Here is a 19,150-nt window from a genome sequence, read left to right as displayed (position 1 = left end):
CAGAGCTTCACACCGAGCCGTTACCGGCTCCGCATGTCCGGGTAGGGAACGGCTGATGGAACAGCCGGTTTCTTCAGGCAATATCTCCTCCTGTGAAACAGAAACTCACGCGACTTGCAGGTCGCACAAAGACATTCTTCGCCAGATCAAGGCCAATCGTCGCAATCTTTTTCATGAACTGCTCCTCTATCGTTTCTAACCGCATGCCACTATGGCACAGCGGTAGCGGAGCAGGAGCCGTCCATCCCAACATATCAACCTTACCGGCATCTACACCTGGGATGCGGAACATCAGATGCCCAACGGATTCCGAGCGCTCCGCCTTCCAGCTGGGCTGCGGCTGGTCGCGTAAGTTCTCATTCCGTTCGCCCTTAGCGTACGATTTTGCACTGCTCTTGTTCCGACCCCTGCCTGTCAGGGCAATACGTGCGGCCAGACCGAGGAAAAACAAACCGGCGATGCCATCCAGCCAACGGCTAAAACTCGTTCTCCCAATCCAACCGGACGCTTTTCCAGCGGCCAAGCCAACTACGATCAAAAAGGATAGGCCGATGACGGGGCTCGGTGGGCATTTTTGCATTAATACCCGCTAAGGGAAATCGAAGTTGTTTGGATTGAAGCGGTTAGTCCGGATTGGCCTGTATCGTTCGAGGGGTCGGTCAATTTCGTTCCAGAGATAGTCGCCGGTCAGGGCGATATGAGCCCATGGGAGCGGTGCAACCTGGCAGAGGAGTCCATCGGGAATGACGATGCCCTGGCCGCGAACATAGTCTACGGCCCGGCTGAGATAGACGGTATTCCATAGGACGATGGCGTTGACGACGAGGTTGAGGCCGGACGCCCGGTAGGCCATGGTTTCAGGGACCCGGTTGCGCAGTTCGCCGAGCTGGTGAAGGAAGATGGCGCGTGCGAGGGCATGGCGGCTTTCTCCCTTATTTAGGATGGCGTGGGACCGGCGTCGAAGTTTGGTATCGAGCAGCCAGTCGCAGACAAAAATCGAACGCTCGATGCGCCCCATCTCGCGGAGGGCTTGATTGAGCCGGTTTTGCCTGGGTGAAGCCGCCAGCTTCTTCAGAATGATGGAGGGCGGCACCAGGCCTGCCCCGATCGATGCTTTCAGCCGCAGGATTTCGTCCCAGTGCTGTTCAACGACATCCATATTGACACTGCCAGCAATCAGCGCGTCGAGTGGTTCGTAGGCCGGATCAGGCTTGATGACGAAGAGCCTGCGATTGCCAAGGTTGCGGATACGGGGAATGAGCCTGTAGCCGAAGGCATGGAACGTTGCGAATGTGGTCTCGGTCGCACCGGCAGTATCTGTGGCGTGCTCATGGATTTCGACGGAGCTTTCGTTGTGAAGAAGGCCGTCGAGCACGTAGGGAGCCTCGCTTTCGGAGGCCTGGATCATACGAGAGAAGAAGGAGGCGAAGCGGTTCGACAGAAACCCGTAGATCGAGGCGCCGGGCCGCTTTCCGTATTTTGCATTATAGTCGAGGCTGGCTTCGCCGCGCCCGCCAGCCGGAAAGAACTGCCCGTCGGAGGACGAGATGTGGCCACCGCCCCAGATCGCCGCGAACGGCTGGGCCTGTTGTGCATCAACCAGCACGGCAGTCGCCGTCGCATAAGTCTCCGACCGCAAATGCCGATCGACCATCAGCATCATCTGGTGGATTGTGACGCCACGCGAACTTTCCGCCATGCGTTCAGCGCCGGCATTGGTGGCGTCGGCAAGGATGGCAGCCATCAACGCCGGCTCGTCGTTTGCTGTCTCGCCGGTGCGGTAGTGGGTGAAGCTGTCGAGGAACCTGGTCCAGCTATGGACTTCGTCGAGCAGGCTGGTGATCCCGACCCGTGGCACGAGAACGTAAAGCCTGCGGCTGAGCGCAACGATCCTGTCGCGTTCCTCCTCGTGGATCGGGGAGACCGACAAACCCTTGTCAGAAATAGCCGCATCCGGAATGGCGTTGGCTGCCGCCGCCTTGGCCAGCTCTTTCAGCTTCGCATCGAGCGTGGCGGCTCGTTCCGCGCGCCATTCGGCAAAGCTGTCGGGGATGGAGAGACCGAGCCGCCCTTCGGCGCGCATCAGGGCGAAGATTGGTCGCGGCAGAAGATAATCCTCGAAACTGCGCCATGCACGGCTGCCGTCAACCCAGATGTCGCCGGCGCGAAGACGCTCGCGTAGATGAACGAGCACGGCCACTTCCCAGGCCTTCAGGTCTATGGTTATGCCATCCAAGCGGACACGCCGCCGCCATTTGCGGGTCATGAACGCGATCGGTACCTGGGCGGGCAGTTTCCGGCCGTTGTAGAGCGCTCGCAGATGCTCGACGGCCCGAAGTACCGGATCGTCGGGGCGAAACGATCGGAAGGAGAATGTGTGAAAGACAAGCTTCCCGAATTTTCGCAGCGATTTGTGCCGTTCGATCAGTTCGTCGAACTCGTCGCTGCTGTCAGGCCGGACAACAGAACTGGCGCCAGCCTCCAATGCGGCGAGGATCTGCTCGACCTTTTCGGTGTCGATTGTCGGAGGCCTGCCGCCCTTGCGACCACGCCGGCGGGCCGCCGCCAGACCCGCATTTACCCGCTCCGTGATCAGCGTTCTTTCATATTCGGCGAGCGTGCCGAACAGATTGAACAGAAACGCACCGTGCGAATTCGTCGTGTCGATCGCTTCCGTCAGTGATCGGAAGGCGACACCACGCACCTTTAAATCCTCGACGATCCGAATCAGGTGAGACAGCGACCGGCCCAGCCGATCCAGCTTCCAGACAACCAGCACGTCGCCCTTGCACAATTCGGCAAGGCACGACTTCAGACCCGGCCGATCGTCACCCGCGCCGGAAGCGCGGTCCTAGTGCAGGTGACGTTGGTCCACGCCAGCGGCAAGAAGGGCATCACGCTGCAAGGCGACGGACTGTCGCTCGTCGTTGCTCGACACCCGCGTGTAACCAATCAGCATGTGCGACAAACCTAAAATCAAGAATTGCCGTACAGTTTCACATTCCGACAAGGTTTGTCGCGCAAAAAATCGCCGGTTCACCTCTGCAGTTTCGAGCTGCGGCGGCGCTGTGCGGAAATCATCTGTTTTCCGTCACACGGAAAACCTCTTAGCGGGTATTATTGCAGAGATTCCCACGGAGCCGCATAGATGCAAAATGTTGAAATTTGATCCATGCACCAATTCCGCGCCACGACATACCTCCAGCCATCATCGCGAATTGCGTGCTGCGGCGATGAACCTGTGGGCAAAAATCGCCCGGGCATGACCGACAAAATATGCCATGCGTCATGGTCTGGCATATTTACCGTTAAGTCTGCGATGCCAAGCCAAGGAACTCTAATGTCGTGCCGCCTTGGGGGTGAAGCCGAATTGGCGCTTGAAGGCGGTCGAAAAATTGGCGGCGCTTGTGTATCCGGCGACAAAGGCGGCTTGGGTAATGGTGAGACCGCCGCTCTCCAGCGCGGCGCGTGCCTCGTTGAGCTTGTGGGTCCTGACATAGCTGAAGACGGTCGATCGGTGTGCAATATGAAAGAGACGTTGCAGGGTGTTGACGCTGACGCCGGCGGCGGCGGCAAGTTCCTCAACGGTGGGCAGGCGGCCCCGGCAGACCCGGATGAACTCCTCCGCCTTGTCCAGCTTTCGTCGCTCTGCCGGCTTAAGCGGCGGGCCGATGGCGTCTTTGGATGGAACCCGTTGGCCGGCAATCATCCGGAAGGATTCGGCGACGATGCCCAGCACGCGGCTCTCAACATAGAGGCGATGCAGAAATGGCTCAAAGGACGGCGGGTTCATCGCCTGCAGGACCAGCCCGACGACAACCGGGCTCGGCTCCCAGGACACGAGCGAAAGATGACCATCGGTGAAGCGTTTGATTGCGGTTGCGGTCGGGTCGCAGAAGACATCGCCCGATTCCAGCCAGTCCGGTTCGATCACGATATTGAACTTACGGATCCGATCGCCGATCATGGCGCGCCGCTGGAAATTTTCCGGTGATTTCTGCGAGAAGATCGTGGCGGAGGGAATCCAGCGGGCAGCATCCGCCGAGCGGTGCGGCATCGGAATCTGCTTGCCGCCAATGCGGGCGTCCACTCCACCTTCCAGAAACAATTTGATGCTGAGATGCGGCTGCAATTCCGATTCCGTCGTCAGATCGCACAGGTTGACCACGTCGGAAAATCGCACAGACAAGCCCTTGCGTAAGGTCATGGCGGCAAAGCGTCCGCGCAACATATCCTCGTTTACATCCAGTTTTGGTTCGATGACACGGATGGATTTGTTCTGTCGGCGCATATGATCGAGGAATTCCTGTGTCTTGACCAGCATGCTCATCCTGCTTGTGCCTTTTCTGTCCGCAAGAGCCTAAAGTGTGTCGCGATCTTTCGGATTTGCTCGTCACGCTTTATCTCTTTGTTTTGCCGCATGTCGTTGCCCCGAAACCGGTGCCCGCTTTCGGGCGACATGCTTTGTGCCGCTGCCGCCAGGCAAATGAAATTCGACGTTCTGCAAATCGTTTGCCGGTGGCGGGGCGGGTTCCTTTCCATATATATATAAACATGACAAATCCAATCATATTAAAGTAGGATTGAGGCTGTTAGCCCGCCGGATCCGGTGGCGCGTAACATTCTTATGGAGTGGACATGTTTGGCAGTCGGCATTTGAGCTATGTTTTCCTGGGGACCGCAAGCTTGAGCGGTTTGATCGCCGCAAATGTGTCCCTAGCCGAGGAAGTGACGGTTCTGCAGAAGATCACCGTCGAGGCTGATGGCGCCACGGACGGCGAAGACGCCAAATTCGTGGCCAAGGGTGCCCGCAGCGCGACCAAGACCGCCACGCCGCTTGTGAGCACGCCGCAGTCCGTCTCCGTTGTCACAAAGAAGCAGTTCGAGGAGCAGGGCGCGCGGTCGGCCGCAGAAGCATTGCGCTACTCGGCCGGCGTCACCCCGGATATCCGTCCGAACGACCGTTTTGATATCGTTCCGCTGCGCGGCTTCGGCGGTTACCAGAGTTTTGTGCAATATCTGGACGGACTTCGTCTGTTGCGCGGCATGTCCTTTTCGCAGCCGACAGTCGATGTCTTCGATCTGGAACGTATCGAAGTGATCCGTGGCCCTTCTTCCGTTCTTTATGGCCAGATGACGCCGGGCGGTCTGGTGAACATGGTGTCGAAGAAGCCGACAGAGGAAGTCGTCCGTGAGGTTGATCTCACCGTCGGTGCCGACAATTACATCAAGGCGGGGATCGATCTTGGCGGTCCCGTGGCCGGCAGCGACACGCTGTTCTACCGGTTCGTGGCCTCCGGCCGCTACAATGAAACCAATATCGACGGCGTCACCACCGAGCGGATTTCCATCTCGCCGTCGCTGATGATCAAGCCCGAGGAAGGCACAAGCCTGACGCTGCTGTTCAACCACACCAATGATCCAAGCAGTTCCTACCCGTCCTACCTGCCGGCGGCAGGGACCGTCTATGCCAATGGAACATATGCCGACGTCCCTTATGATTTCAATGTCGGCGATCCAGACTACGACATGTTCACCCGCCAGACCACGCGCGCCGGCTATGAATTCGAGCATGAGTTCGGCGAGAACTTCACATACCGCCAAAACCTGCGCTATACCCACGTCGAAAGCGAGCAGCGTGGATTGACGGGTTATGCCATATCGGGAACCACCATTTCCCGGCGGACATCGCATGTCACCGAGGATGTCGATACTTTCGTCATCGACAACCAGCTGGAAACCGATTTTGAAACCGGCGTGCTGGATCACACGCTTCTGGCCGGTTTCGACTATCAGTATACCAATGCCAACCGGTTGTACGGCACGGGCACCGGGCCGAGCATCGACTATCTCAACCCTGTCTACGGCACCGCGATCGCAACGCCGGCCTATCAGACCGACACGACGCAAGTAACCAACCAGACCGGCATCTACCTGCAGGACCAGATAGAGATCGGCAAGCTGAACCTCGCTTTCGGCGGCCGTTACGACAGCTATTCCATCGATACCGATACCACCACGCTGTCGACGTCGACAACGGCGACGACCACGCAGGAAAATCACGCCTTCACCGGCAGGGCGGGTGCCGCCTATCTCTTCGACAACGGTCTCGCCCCCTATGTGAGCTATTCAACCTCATTCGAGCCTCCCTCCGGTCTTGCCTATAGCGACGCCGGTGGAGTGACACTTGAACCGGTGACCGGCGAGCAGCTGGAAGTCGGCGTCAAGTACCAGCCGGAAGGTTTTGACGCCCTGTTCATGGCCTCGCTCTATCACTTGACGCAGCAGAATGTCGTTTCCTCGGACACGGCGCATTCGGGATATTATGTCCAGACCGGCGAGGTCGAGACCACCGGGCTGGAACTGGAAGCCAAGGTGGCGCTCGGCGGCGGCTGGGATATGACTGCGGCCTATACCTACCTCGACTCCGAAGTGACCAAGAGTGCCACGGCGGCCAATGTCGGCAAGGTTCCAGTGGCGGTGCCGCAGCATTCTGGCTCGCTATGGGTGCATTACGGCATTGATCACGGCACCTTCGAAGGCCTGGGTTTCGGGGCAGGCGCGCGCTACACCGGCACCACCTATGGCGCTGACGACAACAGCTTCAAGGTCGGCTCCTTCATGCTGTTCGATGCTTCGCTCAACTATGATTTCGGAGCCCGGTCATCGGATTTGGCCGGACTGTCCTTGAATGTCAGCGTCAGCAACATCTTCAACAAAGAGTATGTGTCGTCCTGCATAACAACCATAAATTGCTTCTATGGAACTGGACGGGCCGCATACGCAACGCTCAAGTATAAATGGTGATACCGGCGAAGGCGCCGTGCGCTGAGCGTGGGTGTCGCGATCGTTCCATCCTCGTCGCGTTGAAAGGGCATGCAGCATGAAGAAGATTTCCGATACCGAGATTCGCCAATACGTCATCGACATCGGAACCCGGCAGACTGACGTTCAGCGAAGGTTGCGCGATGAGACGATGCGGCTGGCGGAGGGCCACATGATTTCCACGCCGGCCGCCGGCGCCCTCATGGCTCTCCTGGTCAAGAGCATCGGGGCCAGGAAAGCACTCGAAATCGGCACTTTCACCGGATACAGCGCGCTGGCGATCGCCAGCGCGCTGCCGGAAGACGGACAACTGGTCGCCTGCGATGCCAGCGCCGAATGGACCTCCGTCGCCAGGACCTACTGGGAGCAGGCTGGTGTTGCCGATCGCATCGATCTCAGGCTCGGAAATGCCGTGAGCACGCTCGAAGACCTGGTCGCATCCGAAGGGGAAGGCGGCTTCGACTTCGCCTTCATCGATGCCGACAAGGAAAGTTACGATGCCTATTACGAACTTTGCCTGCGCCTCGTGCGGCCGGGGGGAATGATCTGCTTCGACAACATGTTCTGGGGCCGCTCCGTGGCGGATCCGGAGGACAACCGGCCGGATACGATCGCCCTGCGGCAACTGAACCTAAAGATCCGCGACGACGAGCGGGTCGATATGTCGTTGATCCCGCTCGGCGACGGCATGACCTTCATCCGGCGGCGTCCATAGGCGATGCATGTGCCAACAGGCCAGGGGCCTCGTCAAACTGGAGTTTTGTCCATGACATATCGTCCGAAGCCGCCTGCGCGCAAAACCGCCCGTCGGCCGTTGTGGTCGCGGACCTTCGGCCGGCTCAGCGTGTTTGCCGTGGCGCTGCTTGCAGCGGTCGTTACCACCGCTCCTGCCCATGCCGGGATCACACTCACCGACGTCAAGGGGCGAACGGTCACTCTGGAAGCTGCGGCCACCCGTCTCGTCATCGATGACGGTCGGATCATCACTGCCTTGTCCTATCTGGCACCGGATCCCATCGCGCTGGTCGCCGGATGGCCGCACGACATTGATCGTCTTGGCCGCGAGCAATATGAGGCCTACCGGCTCAAATTTCCTGCCATCGACAGCCTGAGCCTGACGAATAGCAGTTCCGAGGACATGGCCGTCGAACAGGTGATCGCCGCAAGGCCGGACCTCGTCGTTCTGTCGCTGTATTCCCGCGTTGCCGAACAGCAACTCGCGCAACTTGAGGAAGCGGGCATTCCGGCTATCTACGTGGATTTTGTCCTCGATCCGCTGGGCAATTCCGATGCCAGCTTTGCGGTGCTCGGGCAGGCCATCGGCCGCAGCGCCCAGTCCGCGCAGATGATCGCCTTCCGCAAGGCGCATCTGGCGGCAATCGATAGCCGGCTGGCGCAATCGCCATCGTCACTGACACCACGCGTGTTTCTGGAAGCGCATGCGGCGGTGAGCGAGCCCTGCTGCAATACGCCCGGAACCGGAAATTTCGGCAAGGTGATCGACCGGCTCAAGGCCCGCAATATCGGTGATATCCTGAAGGGCCGTCCCTTCGGCCAGATCAACATCGAATATGTGATCGCATCGAAGCCCGAGGTCTACATCGCCAGCGGCGGCGCTTACATGGCCACGCGCGGCGGGCTGTTGATCGGCCCATCCTTCGACCGCAGCACGACCGAGGATTCCCTGAGGGCCCTGCTTGCGAGACCCGGCTTTTCGGCGCTCCCGGCGGTCGTCAGCGGCCGCGTTCATGGCCTGGCAAAACAATTGTTCGAACCGGGGATGGATATCCTCGCGCTGGAAATCATGGCGAAATGGCTGCACCCGGAGCTGTTTTCGGACCTCGACGTCGAGGCGACGCGCCAGTCCCTGAACCGGATGGCTGCCATCCCCCTCGTCGGCACCTATTGGACGGAATGAGTGGTCGGCACACAGGAAAAAGTGCCGCCACGATATCACAGTCATCGCTGCCGGTTGGCCGCGGTGGAAATCCCAACGGATAGCAGGAGGACAATATGTCTTTTCCCATGACCTCGACCAGCACGCAGCCCGAGGCGCGCAGGGCGCCGACGACCCTGCCTGCCTATGTGCTTCGAATGCCCGGTGAAACCCTGCTTGCCTATGGGCAGAATGGCAGCCCCCCCGCCGGGGCCCTCGACACGCTTGCCGATCGCACCGAGCGCTATTTCTCCGAAAACCGCGGTGGACCGGACGTTCTGGTTGGCGCGCTGCCCTATGATCCGGCGATGTCCGCCCATCTCATCCAGCCGGAACGGGTCTTGCGGGTGCAGGGGCGCCATGACCTGGCAAGCCTTTCGGGTCTGGAGGGATCGCCATCGGCTCGCATAGGATCGTCGGGCATTGTGGTGACGGCCGACCCGGCTGCGGAGATCTTCGGCATGGCTGTCGCACGGGGCCTGGAGGCGCTGGCGGTCCCGGGCACGGATCTGCGCAAGATTGTCCTGTCGCGCAGCCTGAAGGTCAGTGCCCGCAATGCGTTTTCGGTCGCTGAACTGCTGCGGCGCCTGGCCGGGGATGACGGCGTGACGGCGTTTGTCACGCCGCTGCCGTCGCGGCACAAGACGCCGCGATATCTGGTCGGTGCGACGCCGGAGCTGCTGCTGGAGAAGCGCGGCGCCAATGTCGCGTCGCATCCGCTTGCCGGATCAGCGCGGCGCCATGCGGACGAAGCGGCGGACCGTCAGTCGGCGGACATGCTGCTGCGATCGGACAAGGACCGGCGCGAACACGCGATGGTCGTCGAGGCGATCATGGATCTGCTGGCGCCGCATTGCCGCGCGCTTTCCACCCCCGATGGCACGGCGCTGAAGGCGACCGCCAGCATGTGGCATCTTGGCACGCGGATCTGCGGCAAGCTGAAGGATGCGTCGATCTCCTCGCAACGGCTGGCCGCGCTTCTGCATCCGACGCCGGCTGTCTGCGGCATGCCGCGCAACCTTGCTCATCGCGTGATTGGCGATCTGGAGGTTTATGACCGTGATTTCTATGCCGGGGCGGTTGGCTGGTGCGACTCCGCCGGCGATGGACGCTGGTTCGTGTCCATCCGCTGCGCCGAGATCGAAGGCAAGCAGGCCCGTCTCTACGCCGGGGCCGGCATCGTGCCCGGTTCGACACCCGAAGGTGAGGTCGCTGAGACGGCGGCAAAATTTCGCGCAATGCTCGACGCCTTCGGCATTGACGCCGCCTGCGTCGATGGAAAGGAATGATGTCATGCAGCCGCTGACGCAGGTCTGGCCGGACGATCTGGCGGCGCTCTACCGCGAACGCGGCTATTGGCGTGGCGAGACCATGTTCGGTTTCCTGCGCCGTCATGCTGGCGAACGGCCACACAGCATCGCCGTCGTCGGAGAAACTGCATGCTGGACCTATCGCGAGCTCACGCAGAGGGCCGAGGCGGTCGCACACGGTTTGCTTGCACTCGGCTACCGGCCCGGGGACCGCATCGTGGTGCAACTGCCGAACATCCCCGAATTCCTGTCGGTGGTTTTCGGCCTGTTTCGGGCCGGTCTCATCCCGGTTTTCGCGCTGCCGGCCCACCGCGAGTGCGAAGTCCTGCATCTTGCTGCAAGGTCGCAGGCGTCGGGATATATCATTGCGGCGGCGGCCGACGGATTCGACTACCGCGTGCTCGCCCGCAAGGTCAAGGACGGCACACCGGCGCTACGGCATGTGATCGTGGTCGGTGACGCGCAGGAGTTCACCAGCCTTTCCGAATTGCCGGCGACGCCTGTGGATCTGCCTGCGGACCCGGATCCGGGCAGCGTGGCGTTCCTGCAGATCTCCGGTGGCAGTACCGGCCTGCCCAAGCTGATCCCGCGCACCCATGATGACTATATCTACAGTTTTCGCGCCAGCGCCGAGATTTGCAGGCTCGACGCGGGCAGCGTCTATATGGCGGCCTTGCCGGTCGCCCACAATTTCCCGATGAGTTCCCCCGGCGCCTTCGGGGCTCTTTATGCCGGCGGCCGGGTGGTCATGTGCCCGTCGCCCAGCCCGCAAACGGCTTTCGCCTTGATCGCCCGCGAAAAGGTCACCATCACTGGGCTGGTGCCGCCGCTGGCACTGTTGTGGATTCAGGCTGCGGCATCGGCGACGCACGACCTGTCGAGCCTGAAAGTGCTGCAGGTCGGCGGCGCGAAATTCACGCCGGAAGCGGCAAGGCGTGTCCGCCCGGCACTCGGCTGCAGCCTGCAGCAGGTATTCGGCATGGCGGAAGGGCTGGTGAACTATACGCGTCTCGACGATCCGGAAGAGCGCATCGTCGAGACGCAGGGCCGTCCGATCAGCCCGGATGACCAGATCCTGATCGTTGACGAATGGGGCGAGCCCGTCCGCGATGGCGCCGCCGGCATGCTGTTGACGCGGGGTCCCTATACGATCCGCGCCTATCACGATGACGCCGCGGCGAATGCCCGCTCGTTTACGGCCGATGGCTATTACCGCACCGGTGACATCGTGCGCATGACGGCGGACGGCTATCTGGTGGTCGAGGGCCGCGCCGGCGACCACATCAACAGGGCCGGCGAGAAAATATCGGCAGAGGAGATCGAGGACCACCTGATTGCCCATCCCGGCGTTTTCGATGCAGCGGTGGTGGCCATTCCCGATCCCTATCTCGGCGAGCGCAGCTGCGCCTTCGTGATCGGCGGCGGGAACCGCCCGACCGCCCTCGCTCTCAAGGCCTTCGTGCGCGGCCGGGGCCTGGCGGAGTTCAAGGTGCCCGATCAGGTGGTCTTTGTCGAAAAGTTCGAAACCACGGCCGTCGGCAAGGTCAGTCGCAAGATCCTGCGGCAGGGCCTCAGGGACGGCTACCTTGAAACACAGGAATCGAGGTCCTGACCATGGCAATACCGAAAATCGTCGCCTATCCGCTGCCGACCGGGCAGGAGATTCCGAGTGCGCGCATGTCCTGGACTTTCGATCCCGGGTGCGCAGCCGTGCTTATCCATGACATGCAGAACTACTTCCTCTCGCCATTCGAGGCGGATGCTTCGCCGATCGCACCGGTCATCGCCAATATCGTCCGCCTTAAACGCTGCGCGCATGCGGCGGGCATGCCGGTCTTCTACACCGCGCAGAATGGCAACCAGGATCCGCGCGACCGCGGACTGCAGGCCGATCTGTGGGGGCCCGGCATGACGGATGCGCCCGGGCACCAGAATATCGTCGAGGCGCTGAAACCCGGCGAGGAGGACATCGTTCTCGTCAAGCACCGCTACAGCGCCTACCAGATGAGCAATCTGGCCCATCATATGCAGGCGCGCGGGCGAAGCCAGCTGGTGATCTGCGGCGTCTACGCCCATATCGGTTGCCTGCTCACCGCTGCGGAGGCCTTCCAGCGCGACGTAAAACCTTTTCTCGTCGCAGACGCCCTTGCCGATTTCTCGCGCGAACGCCACGACATGGCGCTCGCCTATGCGGCAATGACCTGCGCCGTGCCGCTGACGCTTGATGCCCTGTCGCGGTCCTTGCCGCAAGGAGAGGCGTCATGAGGGAAGATTTCACCCTGGAAACGATGCGGGGCGATATTGCCGCGGTGATCCATGTCGATCCGCGCGATATCGCCGATGACGACAATCTGATGGATGCCGGCCTGGATTCCATGCGCGCCTTGAATCTGGTGCTGCTGTGGCAGGAGAGGGGTGTCACTCTCGATTTCTCCGAACTTGCCGCACGCCTGACCCTGTCTGCCTGGTGGGCGATTGCCGCGCGACGGATCGCACAGAATGGGGAGGCCTGAGCCATGCCGGTATCGTCCGCACGACCGAACAGGAAACCGCAGGCCGTTCAGGCCCTGCCGCTTACCAGTGCCCAGCGCGGCATCTGGTTCGCCCAGGCGCTGGATCCGCAGAACCCGGTTTTCAATACCGGGCAATATGTCGAAATCCGCGGGCCGCTGGATCCGGCCCGCTTCGAACGGGCGGTGAATGCGGCTGCGGCCGAGGCCGACAGCCTTGCCGTGCGGATCCTGGATCAGGACCGGCAGGACGTCAGCGAGGACAACCGGCCGCGGCTGAAGCTTGTCGACGTTTCAAGCCATGCCGATCCGCGTTCCCAGGCCCTGCGCGACATTGAGGCGGATATGCAGCATCCCGTCGATCTTGCCCGCGATCCGCCGGCGCGCCAGGTCCTCTATCGGATTGCTGAAAACAGTTTCATCTGGTTCCAGCGACTGCACCACATCGTTGCCGATGGCTTTGCCACCCATCTGCTCACGCAGCGCATCGCCCAGCTCTACAACAGCGAGACTATGGCGGCGCCGGCCGGCCCGCCGCTCTCTACACTCAAGGTCGCCATCGCCCTGGATCGGGATTATGATCATTCCTCCCGGCAAGTCGAGGACCGCGCCTATTGGCAGCAAGCCCTTTGCGGTGCGCCGGATGTCGTTGGCATCAATTCGGGGGTTGCCCGCTCGGCCCATCGCTACGACCATGCGGACTACGGCCTGCCGGAGGATCTCGGCGCCGCACTTCTCGATCTGGCCCGGGAGACCCAGCTGTCCTGGCCCGATATTCTCACTGCCTTCACGGCTGCCTACTATGCGCGGTTCTGCGGCGGGCGCGACGTGGTGATCGGCGTGCCGTTCATGGATCGCTTCGCCTCTGCCGCTGCACGGGTTGCCACTATGGTGATGAATATCCTGCCGCTACGCCTGTGCATTGATGAGGAACGCGACCTTGTCTCCTGGTTGCGGGAAAGTGCCGCGCGGATGGCCGCCGACCGCCGCCACGGGCGCTACCGTCATGAACAGATCCGCCGCGATCTCGGCCTTCTTGGCGGCAACAGGCGCCTCTATGGCCCTCTGGTCAACGTTCTGCCGTTTGACGCGGTGCCCTTGCTGGCGGGTGCCGATACCACCCTGACGCTGCTGGGAACCGGGCCGGTCGATGATATCACCTTCAGCTTCCGCGGCGATCCGGCTCGCGGATCCTTCTGCATCGAGGTCGACACCAATCCTGATCTCTACCCGCCGGATGCGGGACCGCGCCATGCCGAACGGCTGGCGGCCTTCCTGCTGTCTGCGGTGCGCGCAGCAAGATCCGGTGCACGTCTGCGCGACCTCGAGACCGTGACGCCGCCGGAGGCCGAATGGCTGATCCATGGCCTCAATGCGACCAGCCATGCGGTGAAGGATCCGACCCTCACCGCCATCATCGAAAAGGCTTTCGGGGAATTTGCCGAACGCGAGGCGGTGCGCTTTGAAAACACGTCGCTGAGCTATGCGCAGCTCGATCAGCGGACGGCGGCCCTGGCGGAGATGCTGCTTGCCCGCGGCATCGGCCGGGGGAGCATCGTTGCCGTTGCCCTGCCGCGATCGATCGAGCTGATCGTGGCGCTGGTGGCGATCCTCAGGGCCGGCGCCGCCTATATGCCGCTCGACCTCAGCCACCCTGCGGAGCGCTTGAACCGCATACTGGCGTCGGCAAGGCCACTGCTGCTGCTTGCCGAGGAGACGCTGGCCGGGGTCGAGGTGAGTCTTCCGCGGGATTGGCCATTGGCGCCCGCCGGCACCGCCCGTCCCGTGCAGGCGCCATCGGATGCCGCCTACGTGCTCTACACCTCCGGCTCCACCGGGGAGCCCAAGGGCGTGGTCATCGAACATGGCGCCATCGTCAACCGGCTGGCATGGATGCAGGCGCATTACGGTTTTGATGCCGATGACGTGATCCTGCAGAAAACGCCGATGACGTTCGACGTTTCCGTCTGGGAATTCTTTCTGTCCTTCGTTTCCGGGGGATTGCTGGTCGTCGCTCCTCCCGAGGCTCACAGGGATGCCCTGGCGCTGGCGCAACTGGTCAGGCAGAATGGCGTGACGACGGCGCATTTCGTGCCCTCCATGCTTTCGGCCTTCGTGTCGGAGCCGAAAACACGCGGGCTTGCGCTGAAAAGAGTGTTCTGCAGCGGCGAGGAACTGACCAGCGATCTGCGGGACCGCTTTCACCGCCATATCTGGGCGCAATTGCACAATCTCTACGGGCCGACGGAGGCGGCGGTCGATGTCAGCTACTGGCCGGCCGGTCCGCAAGACCGTTCCAGTCCCGTGCCGATCGGCTATCCGGTCTGGAACACGCGTCTCTATGTTCTCGACGATTATCTGCGGCCGGTGCCGGCAGGGGTGGCAGGCCATCTCTATATCGCCGGCGTACAATTGGCGCGCGAATATCTCGGCCAGCCGGCGTTGACGGCCGAGCGCTTCATCGCCGATCCCTTTCACCCCGCGGAGAAAATGTATCAGACCGGCGACCTGGCCCGCCTGCGCGACGATGGCGCCATCGTTTATATCGGCCGCTCCGATTATCAGGTCAAGCTCAGGGGGCAGCGTATCGAACTCGGCGAGATCGAGGCGGCGTTGTTGTCGCATCCGGCGGTCGCGCAGGCCGTCGCCATTCTGCGCGAGGACACGGCCGGGGGCGGATGTATCGCTGCCTATGTCGTGATCGCCGGCGAGGGTGAGGTGACCGGCGCGCTGTCTGCCCATGTCACGGCGCGCTTGCCGGATTACATGATACCCGCCTCAATCACGCGGCTGGAGGCGCTGCCTCTGACGGCGAGCGGCAAGCTGGACCGTAAGGCGCTGCCGAGACCGGCACGCACGCCGCGCGCCAGCACCCGCCCGCAGGGCGAAACCGAAAGACTTGTGGCGCTGTTGTTTGCCCGGATTCTCGGAATCGAACAGGATCTCTCCGCCGATGACGATTTTTTCGACCTTGGCGGCCATTCGCTGCTGGCGGTCGAACTTATGCTGCATCTGCGCGAGATCCTCGGGCGCGATCCCGGGATCGGCATTCTGTTTGAAAATTCTACGGTGCGGCGGCTGGCGCATCATCTGGAGCATGTCACGGTTGGGACCGACGCCGGACTGCAGCCTCTGCTGAAGCTCAATGCCGGGGAGGCCGGCAAGCCCGCCTTGTTCATGCTGCATCCGGCCGGAGGGCTGTCCTGGTGCTATAGCGGCTATGCCCGCCAGTTTTCCGCAGAGCGCGACGGCTGGGGGGTGCAGGCCTTGGCGCTCGACGAGAGCATGCCCGTGCCGGAAAGCCTCGACGAGATGGCACTCGACTATGCCCGCCGGATCGCGCTTTTGAGCGGCACCGACCCGGTTCATCTCTGCGGCTGGTCGGTCGGCGGCATTCTGGCGCAGGCCGTGGCCGTGCAGCTTCACGACATGGGATGCCGCGTCGGCCTGCTGGCAATGCTCGATGCCTATCCGGCCGATTGCTGGCGCAACGAAGCCGATCCGGGGCAGGGCGCCGAGTTGAAGGCGCTGCTCGCCATTGCCGGACACGATCCGGAGCAGCTGCCGGACCTCCCGCTGACCCGTGATGCCGTCTGCCGCTTCCTGCGCGAGCGGGGCAGCGCACTCGGACAATTGCCCGGCAGCGCCCTCGACGGCATTTTGCGGGTTGTCGGCCTCAACAACCGCTTCATGCGCCAGCACCGCCACCGGTTCTACGATGGCCCGGTGCTGCATGTCCGCGCGCAGGCTACCGCCGGGCAGAGATGCCTGAATCCGGACGCCTGGCTGCCCTATGTCGGCCATCTCCATGTCTGCGAGGTGCCCTTCGTTCATGCCCAAATGACCAGCGCCGCGGCGGTGGCGGCGATCACTCCGCTGCTGCGGCAAGCCCTGGACACAGCCGAAAGCACACTTGCATGCAACTGACCGGTTTCGAGGGGAAAACGGCGCTGGTGACCGGCGCCGGCGGCGGCATCGGTCTTGCCGTTGTCAAGCTGCTGCTGGCCATGGGCGTCACCGTCGCTGCCACCGATGTCGAGACGGCTGCGCTGGCGGCTCTTGATGCCGAGCGCCTGCTGGTCCATCGCCTCGATGTCTGTGACGGGGCCGCGGTCGACCGTTTCGTCGATGGTATTGCCAGGGATTGGGGCCATGTCGATTTCGGCGTCAATGTCGCCGGTGTACTGCAGACAACATCTGTGGTCGAGACGTCCGAGGCGGTTTGGAATCGCGTCATCGCCATCAATGCCACGGGTGTTTTCCTCGTCTCTCGGGCGTTGGCCAGGTCCATGATTGCGCAGGGTAGCGGCGCCATCGTCACGGTCGGATCGAATGCGGCCGGCATACCGCGGCAGAATATGGCGGCCTATGCCGCTTCCAAGGCTGCTGCCACGATGTTCACCCGCTGCCTTGGCCTGGAGCTCGGCCCCCATGGCATCCGCTGCAACATCGTCGCCCCCGGCTCGACATTGACGCCGATGCAAACCGGCATGTGGGCGGACGATAGCGGCGCAGAGGCGGTGATCGAGGGATCGCTGAAAACCTACCGCACCGGTATTCCCCTGCGCAAACTGGCAATGCCGGACGACATCGCCCAGGCGGTGGTGTTTCTATTGTCCGACCAGGCCTGCCATATCACCATGGCAGATCTCTATGTCGACGGCGGCGCGACCTTGCGTGGATAGGAAGGAAGATAATCATGCTGAACAATGCCGCTGACAGACAGGAGAACATCGTATCGGAGTCGATCGATGTTGCCGGATGCCGGCGCTATCGCCTGGAAGGCAAGGACCCAGCGCAGTGCTACGACATTTTCGAATATGTGCCGGCCACGCCGCCACCGCCGGAAGGTTTTCCGGTATTCTACGTGCTGGATGCGAACGCCGATTTCCTGTTGGTAGCCGAGACGGTCCGGCGGCTGTCGCGGCGACCTTCTGCAACCGGGGTGCGGCCGTCGATCGTCATCGGCATCGGCTATCCCGGCATCGGCGACTACCATGCAGACCGCCGCCATTTCGATTTCACACGCGGGCCGCCGGCTGACGACGCCTTGAAGGACAGGCATCTGCCTGCCTGCGGCGGACAGGCGGATTTCATCCGTTTTCTCGGCGACAGTCTGATGCCGCATGTCGCCGGCCTTTACGATATCGACAGGACGGCGCAGGTCGTCCTCGGCCACTCGCTGGCCGGCTATTTCGTGCTCGACCTTTTGTGCCAGTGTCCCGGCCTTTTTTCCGGCTACGTCGCCGTCAGTCCGTCGATATGGTGGGATCGCCCGGCGATGCTACAATCCCTGGAGACCGCCGGCAGGGATCTCGAGCGCCCCTTGAGGCTGTACACGACGGTCGGCGAATGGGAGCGGGAACTGGCGCCCTGGCAAGGACTGCTGCAGGCGGGGCACGATTACGGCGCGCTGCGCCGCAAACGCCGGATGATCGAGAATGCCGAGGAGGTTTCGCGCCACATCGCGGAGGTTCTGGGTGCAAAGGCAGCCGTCAGGTTCGAGATCCAGATGAATGAAGATCATGCCAGCACGCTAACGGCAGCGCTTTGCGGGGCCTTGAGATTTGCGCTTCCGCGATAGAATCATCGATCCGCTCTACAACATCTGGAGCGGAAATTTCTCTTCCGACAGTCAATATACCGTTAAGCGCAAAAATTTGCGACAGGGCCGGCAACCACCTGGCGCAACCTCGATTCAGTGGAACGGCAATCAGACTTCCGTGATAAAGTGATTTTTGATCGCGCCCAGACCGTTGACCTCGACGCGCACCACGTCGCCCGGCTTCATGAATGTTTTCGTTGCAATCCCCACGTTGGATGGCGTGCCGGTGATGATGACGTCTCCTGGTTCTAATGTCATGACCGTCGATAGGTATGCGATCTGCTCGTAGATATTGTAGATCATGTCGCCGGTCGATGTTCGCTGCCGCTCTTGTCCGTTCAGCGAAAGGGTGAGCGTCAGATCATGCGGGTCCTCCACTTCATCATCCGTGGTGATCCACGGGCCAAGCGGGCCGTGGGTATCGAATGATTTGCCCAGCGTATAGGTCGGCGAGCGGAACTGCCAGTCCCGGGCGGTTACGTCGTTGGCCACCAGATAACCGGCGATCACCGTTCGGGCAGCATCGCTGCTTACATGGCGGCAACGCTTGCCGATGACAAAGCCCAGTTCGGCCTCGTAGTCGACCATCGTCGATGCTTTGGGCACGACGATGGCGCTGTAAGGGCCATTGATGCAACTGACCTGTTTGTTGAACCACAACTGGCTCTCAGGGATCTTGATGCCGGCGGCAGCCGCTTCTTCGGCATGGGCCTTGTAGTTCATGCCGATCGCCAGGAATTTCTGCGGATCGGCGATCGGAGCCTCCAGTCGCACGGCCGTGAGCGGGAAGGACGGCCCCTGAACCGATTCCAATGCCGGACGCAACTCCTCATATCTTTCGAGGAGCAGCCGCATCGAATCACCGCAGTTCCGGGCGGTGCCGGTCAAATCGATGACCTGTTCGTTCTCGAGCTTTCCCAGACGGATGGTGCCGTCAATCGTGAACCTTGCCAACTTCATGATG

14 protein-coding genes and 2 pseudogenes are annotated in these 19,150 nt (G+C 61.8%); 12 read left to right on the top strand and 4 right to left on the bottom strand.

The window, feature by feature from the left end:
* Window positions 1-199: hypothetical protein (locus tag HGO38_RS23860; RefSeq protein ID WP_250958313.1), on the top strand; the 199-nt coding region annotated here is incomplete at its 5' end.
* Between the two features lie 390 nt (window positions 200-589).
* Here the strand turns inward: HGO38_RS23860 and HGO38_RS23855 are convergent.
* Together HGO38_RS23855 and HGO38_RS31175 are read right to left on the bottom strand one after the other, a co-directional pair.
* Entirely contained in the window at window positions 590-2,521 is a 1,932-nt protein-coding gene (locus tag HGO38_RS23855; protein ID WP_502941625.1) for a Tn3 family transposase, read from the bottom strand.
* Between the two features lie 33 nt (window positions 2,522-2,554).
* Window positions 2,555-2,839 (bottom strand): annotated as a pseudogene (locus HGO38_RS31175) (recombinase family protein); the annotation flags it as partial.
* Window positions 2,840-3,162: 323 nt separating this feature from the next.
* Between HGO38_RS31175 and HGO38_RS31285 the strand changes: the two are divergent.
* Window positions 3,163-3,266, top strand: a pseudogene (locus HGO38_RS31285) (IS6 family transposase); the annotation flags it as partial.
* 71 nt (window positions 3,267-3,337) lie between these two features.
* Here the strand turns inward: HGO38_RS31285 and HGO38_RS23850 are convergent.
* Entirely contained in the window at window positions 3,338-4,324 is a 987-nt protein-coding gene (locus tag HGO38_RS23850; RefSeq protein ID WP_250958312.1) for a helix-turn-helix domain-containing protein, read from the bottom strand.
* Window positions 4,325-4,686: 362 nt separating this feature from the next.
* Here HGO38_RS23850 and HGO38_RS23845 point away from each other — a divergent pair, with 362 nt between their 5' ends.
* The 10 genes from HGO38_RS23845 to HGO38_RS23800 all read left to right on the top strand — a co-directional run bounded on the left by HGO38_RS23845 (window position 4,687) and on the right by HGO38_RS23800 (window position 18,165).
* Window positions 4,687-6,807 (top strand): TonB-dependent siderophore receptor, encoded by a 2,121-nt coding sequence (locus HGO38_RS23845; RefSeq protein ID WP_250958311.1) that lies wholly within the window; start codon window positions 4,687-4,689, stop codon window positions 6,805-6,807.
* 76 nt (window positions 6,808-6,883) lie between these two features.
* Window positions 6,884-7,540: an O-methyltransferase gene (locus HGO38_RS23840; RefSeq protein ID WP_250958310.1), complete on the top strand. Its 657-nt coding sequence runs from the start codon at window positions 6,884-6,886 to the stop codon at window positions 7,538-7,540.
* Between the two features lie 51 nt (window positions 7,541-7,591).
* Window positions 7,592-8,743: an ABC transporter substrate-binding protein gene (locus HGO38_RS23835; RefSeq protein ID WP_250958309.1), complete on the top strand. Its 1,152-nt coding sequence runs from the start codon at window positions 7,592-7,594 to the stop codon at window positions 8,741-8,743.
* Window positions 8,744-8,838: 95 nt separating this feature from the next.
* Window positions 8,839-10,050 carry an isochorismate synthase gene (locus HGO38_RS23830; RefSeq protein WP_250958308.1) on the top strand — a complete coding sequence of 404 codons (1,212 nt, stop codon included), beginning with the start codon at window positions 8,839-8,841 and terminating at the stop codon, window positions 10,048-10,050.
* Window positions 10,051-10,054: 4 nt separating this feature from the next.
* Window positions 10,055-11,683, top strand: a complete 1,629-nt coding sequence (locus HGO38_RS23825; RefSeq protein WP_250958307.1) for a (2,3-dihydroxybenzoyl)adenylate synthase — start codon at window positions 10,055-10,057, stop codon at window positions 11,681-11,683.
* 2 nt (window positions 11,684-11,685) lie between these two features.
* Window positions 11,686-12,336 (top strand): isochorismatase family protein, encoded by a 651-nt coding sequence (locus HGO38_RS23820; protein WP_250958306.1) that lies wholly within the window; start codon window positions 11,686-11,688, stop codon window positions 12,334-12,336.
* Window positions 12,333-12,584, top strand: a complete 252-nt coding sequence (locus HGO38_RS23815) for a phosphopantetheine-binding protein (RefSeq protein WP_250958305.1) — start codon at window positions 12,333-12,335, stop codon at window positions 12,582-12,584. The genes HGO38_RS23820 and HGO38_RS23815 overlap by 4 nt, the downstream gene beginning before the upstream one ends.
* 3 nt (window positions 12,585-12,587) lie before the next feature.
* Window positions 12,588-16,508 carry a non-ribosomal peptide synthetase gene (locus HGO38_RS23810; protein ID WP_250958304.1) on the top strand — a complete coding sequence of 1,307 codons (3,921 nt, stop codon included), beginning with the start codon at window positions 12,588-12,590 and terminating at the stop codon, window positions 16,506-16,508.
* The gene (locus HGO38_RS23805; protein ID WP_250958303.1) at window positions 16,499-17,266 is read left to right on the top strand and encodes a 2,3-dihydro-2,3-dihydroxybenzoate dehydrogenase; all 768 of its coding nucleotides are present in this window, start codon (window positions 16,499-16,501) and stop codon (window positions 17,264-17,266) included. Before HGO38_RS23810 ends, HGO38_RS23805 begins: the two co-directional genes overlap by 10 nt.
* A gap of 14 nt (window positions 17,267-17,280) precedes the next feature.
* Window positions 17,281-18,165, top strand: a complete 885-nt coding sequence (locus tag HGO38_RS23800; protein WP_250958302.1) for an alpha/beta hydrolase — start codon at window positions 17,281-17,283, stop codon at window positions 18,163-18,165.
* A 129-nt stretch (window positions 18,166-18,294) separates the two neighbouring features.
* Here the strand turns inward: HGO38_RS23800 and HGO38_RS23795 are convergent, their stop codons facing one another.
* Complete coding sequence (locus HGO38_RS23795) at window positions 18,295-19,146, bottom strand: fumarylacetoacetate hydrolase family protein (RefSeq protein ID WP_250958301.1); 852 nt, start codon at window positions 19,144-19,146, stop codon at window positions 18,295-18,297.
* Between the last annotated feature and the right edge of the window lie 4 nt (window positions 19,147-19,150).

It is taken from the genome of Rhizobium sp. CG5, from assembly GCF_023701945.1.
GTDB lineage: Bacteria > Pseudomonadota > Alphaproteobacteria > Rhizobiales > Rhizobiaceae > Allorhizobium.
The sequence above is the reverse complement of the archived record's forward strand: the minus strand, read 5'-3'. Positions and strand labels throughout refer to the sequence as shown.

Coding starts and splice junctions, on each gene's coding strand:
- HGO38_RS23840 (WP_250958310.1), top strand. CDS start 6,884: ATGAAGAAGATTTCCGATACCGAGATTCGCCAATACGTCATCGACATC.
- HGO38_RS23835 (WP_250958309.1), top strand. CDS start 7,592: ATGACATATCGTCCGAAGCCGCCTGCGCGCAAAACCGCCCGTCGGCCG.
- HGO38_RS23800 (WP_250958302.1), top strand. CDS start 17,281: ATGCTGAACAATGCCGCTGACAGACAGGAGAACATCGTATCGGAGTCG.
- HGO38_RS23825 (WP_250958307.1), top strand. CDS start 10,055: ATGCAGCCGCTGACGCAGGTCTGGCCGGACGATCTGGCGGCGCTCTAC.
- HGO38_RS23820 (WP_250958306.1), top strand. CDS start 11,686: ATGGCAATACCGAAAATCGTCGCCTATCCGCTGCCGACCGGGCAGGAG.
- HGO38_RS23815 (WP_250958305.1), top strand. CDS start 12,333: ATGAGGGAAGATTTCACCCTGGAAACGATGCGGGGCGATATTGCCGCG.
- HGO38_RS23850 (WP_250958312.1), bottom strand. CDS start 4,324: ATGCTGGTCAAGACACAGGAATTCCTCGATCATATGCGCCGACAGAAC.
- HGO38_RS23795 (WP_250958301.1), bottom strand. CDS start 19,146: ATGAAGTTGGCAAGGTTCACGATTGACGGCACCATCCGTCTGGGAAAG.
- HGO38_RS23805 (WP_250958303.1), top strand. CDS start 16,499: ATGCAACTGACCGGTTTCGAGGGGAAAACGGCGCTGGTGACCGGCGCC.
- HGO38_RS23810 (WP_250958304.1), top strand. CDS start 12,588: ATGCCGGTATCGTCCGCACGACCGAACAGGAAACCGCAGGCCGTTCAG.
- HGO38_RS23830 (WP_250958308.1), top strand. CDS start 8,839: ATGTCTTTTCCCATGACCTCGACCAGCACGCAGCCCGAGGCGCGCAGG.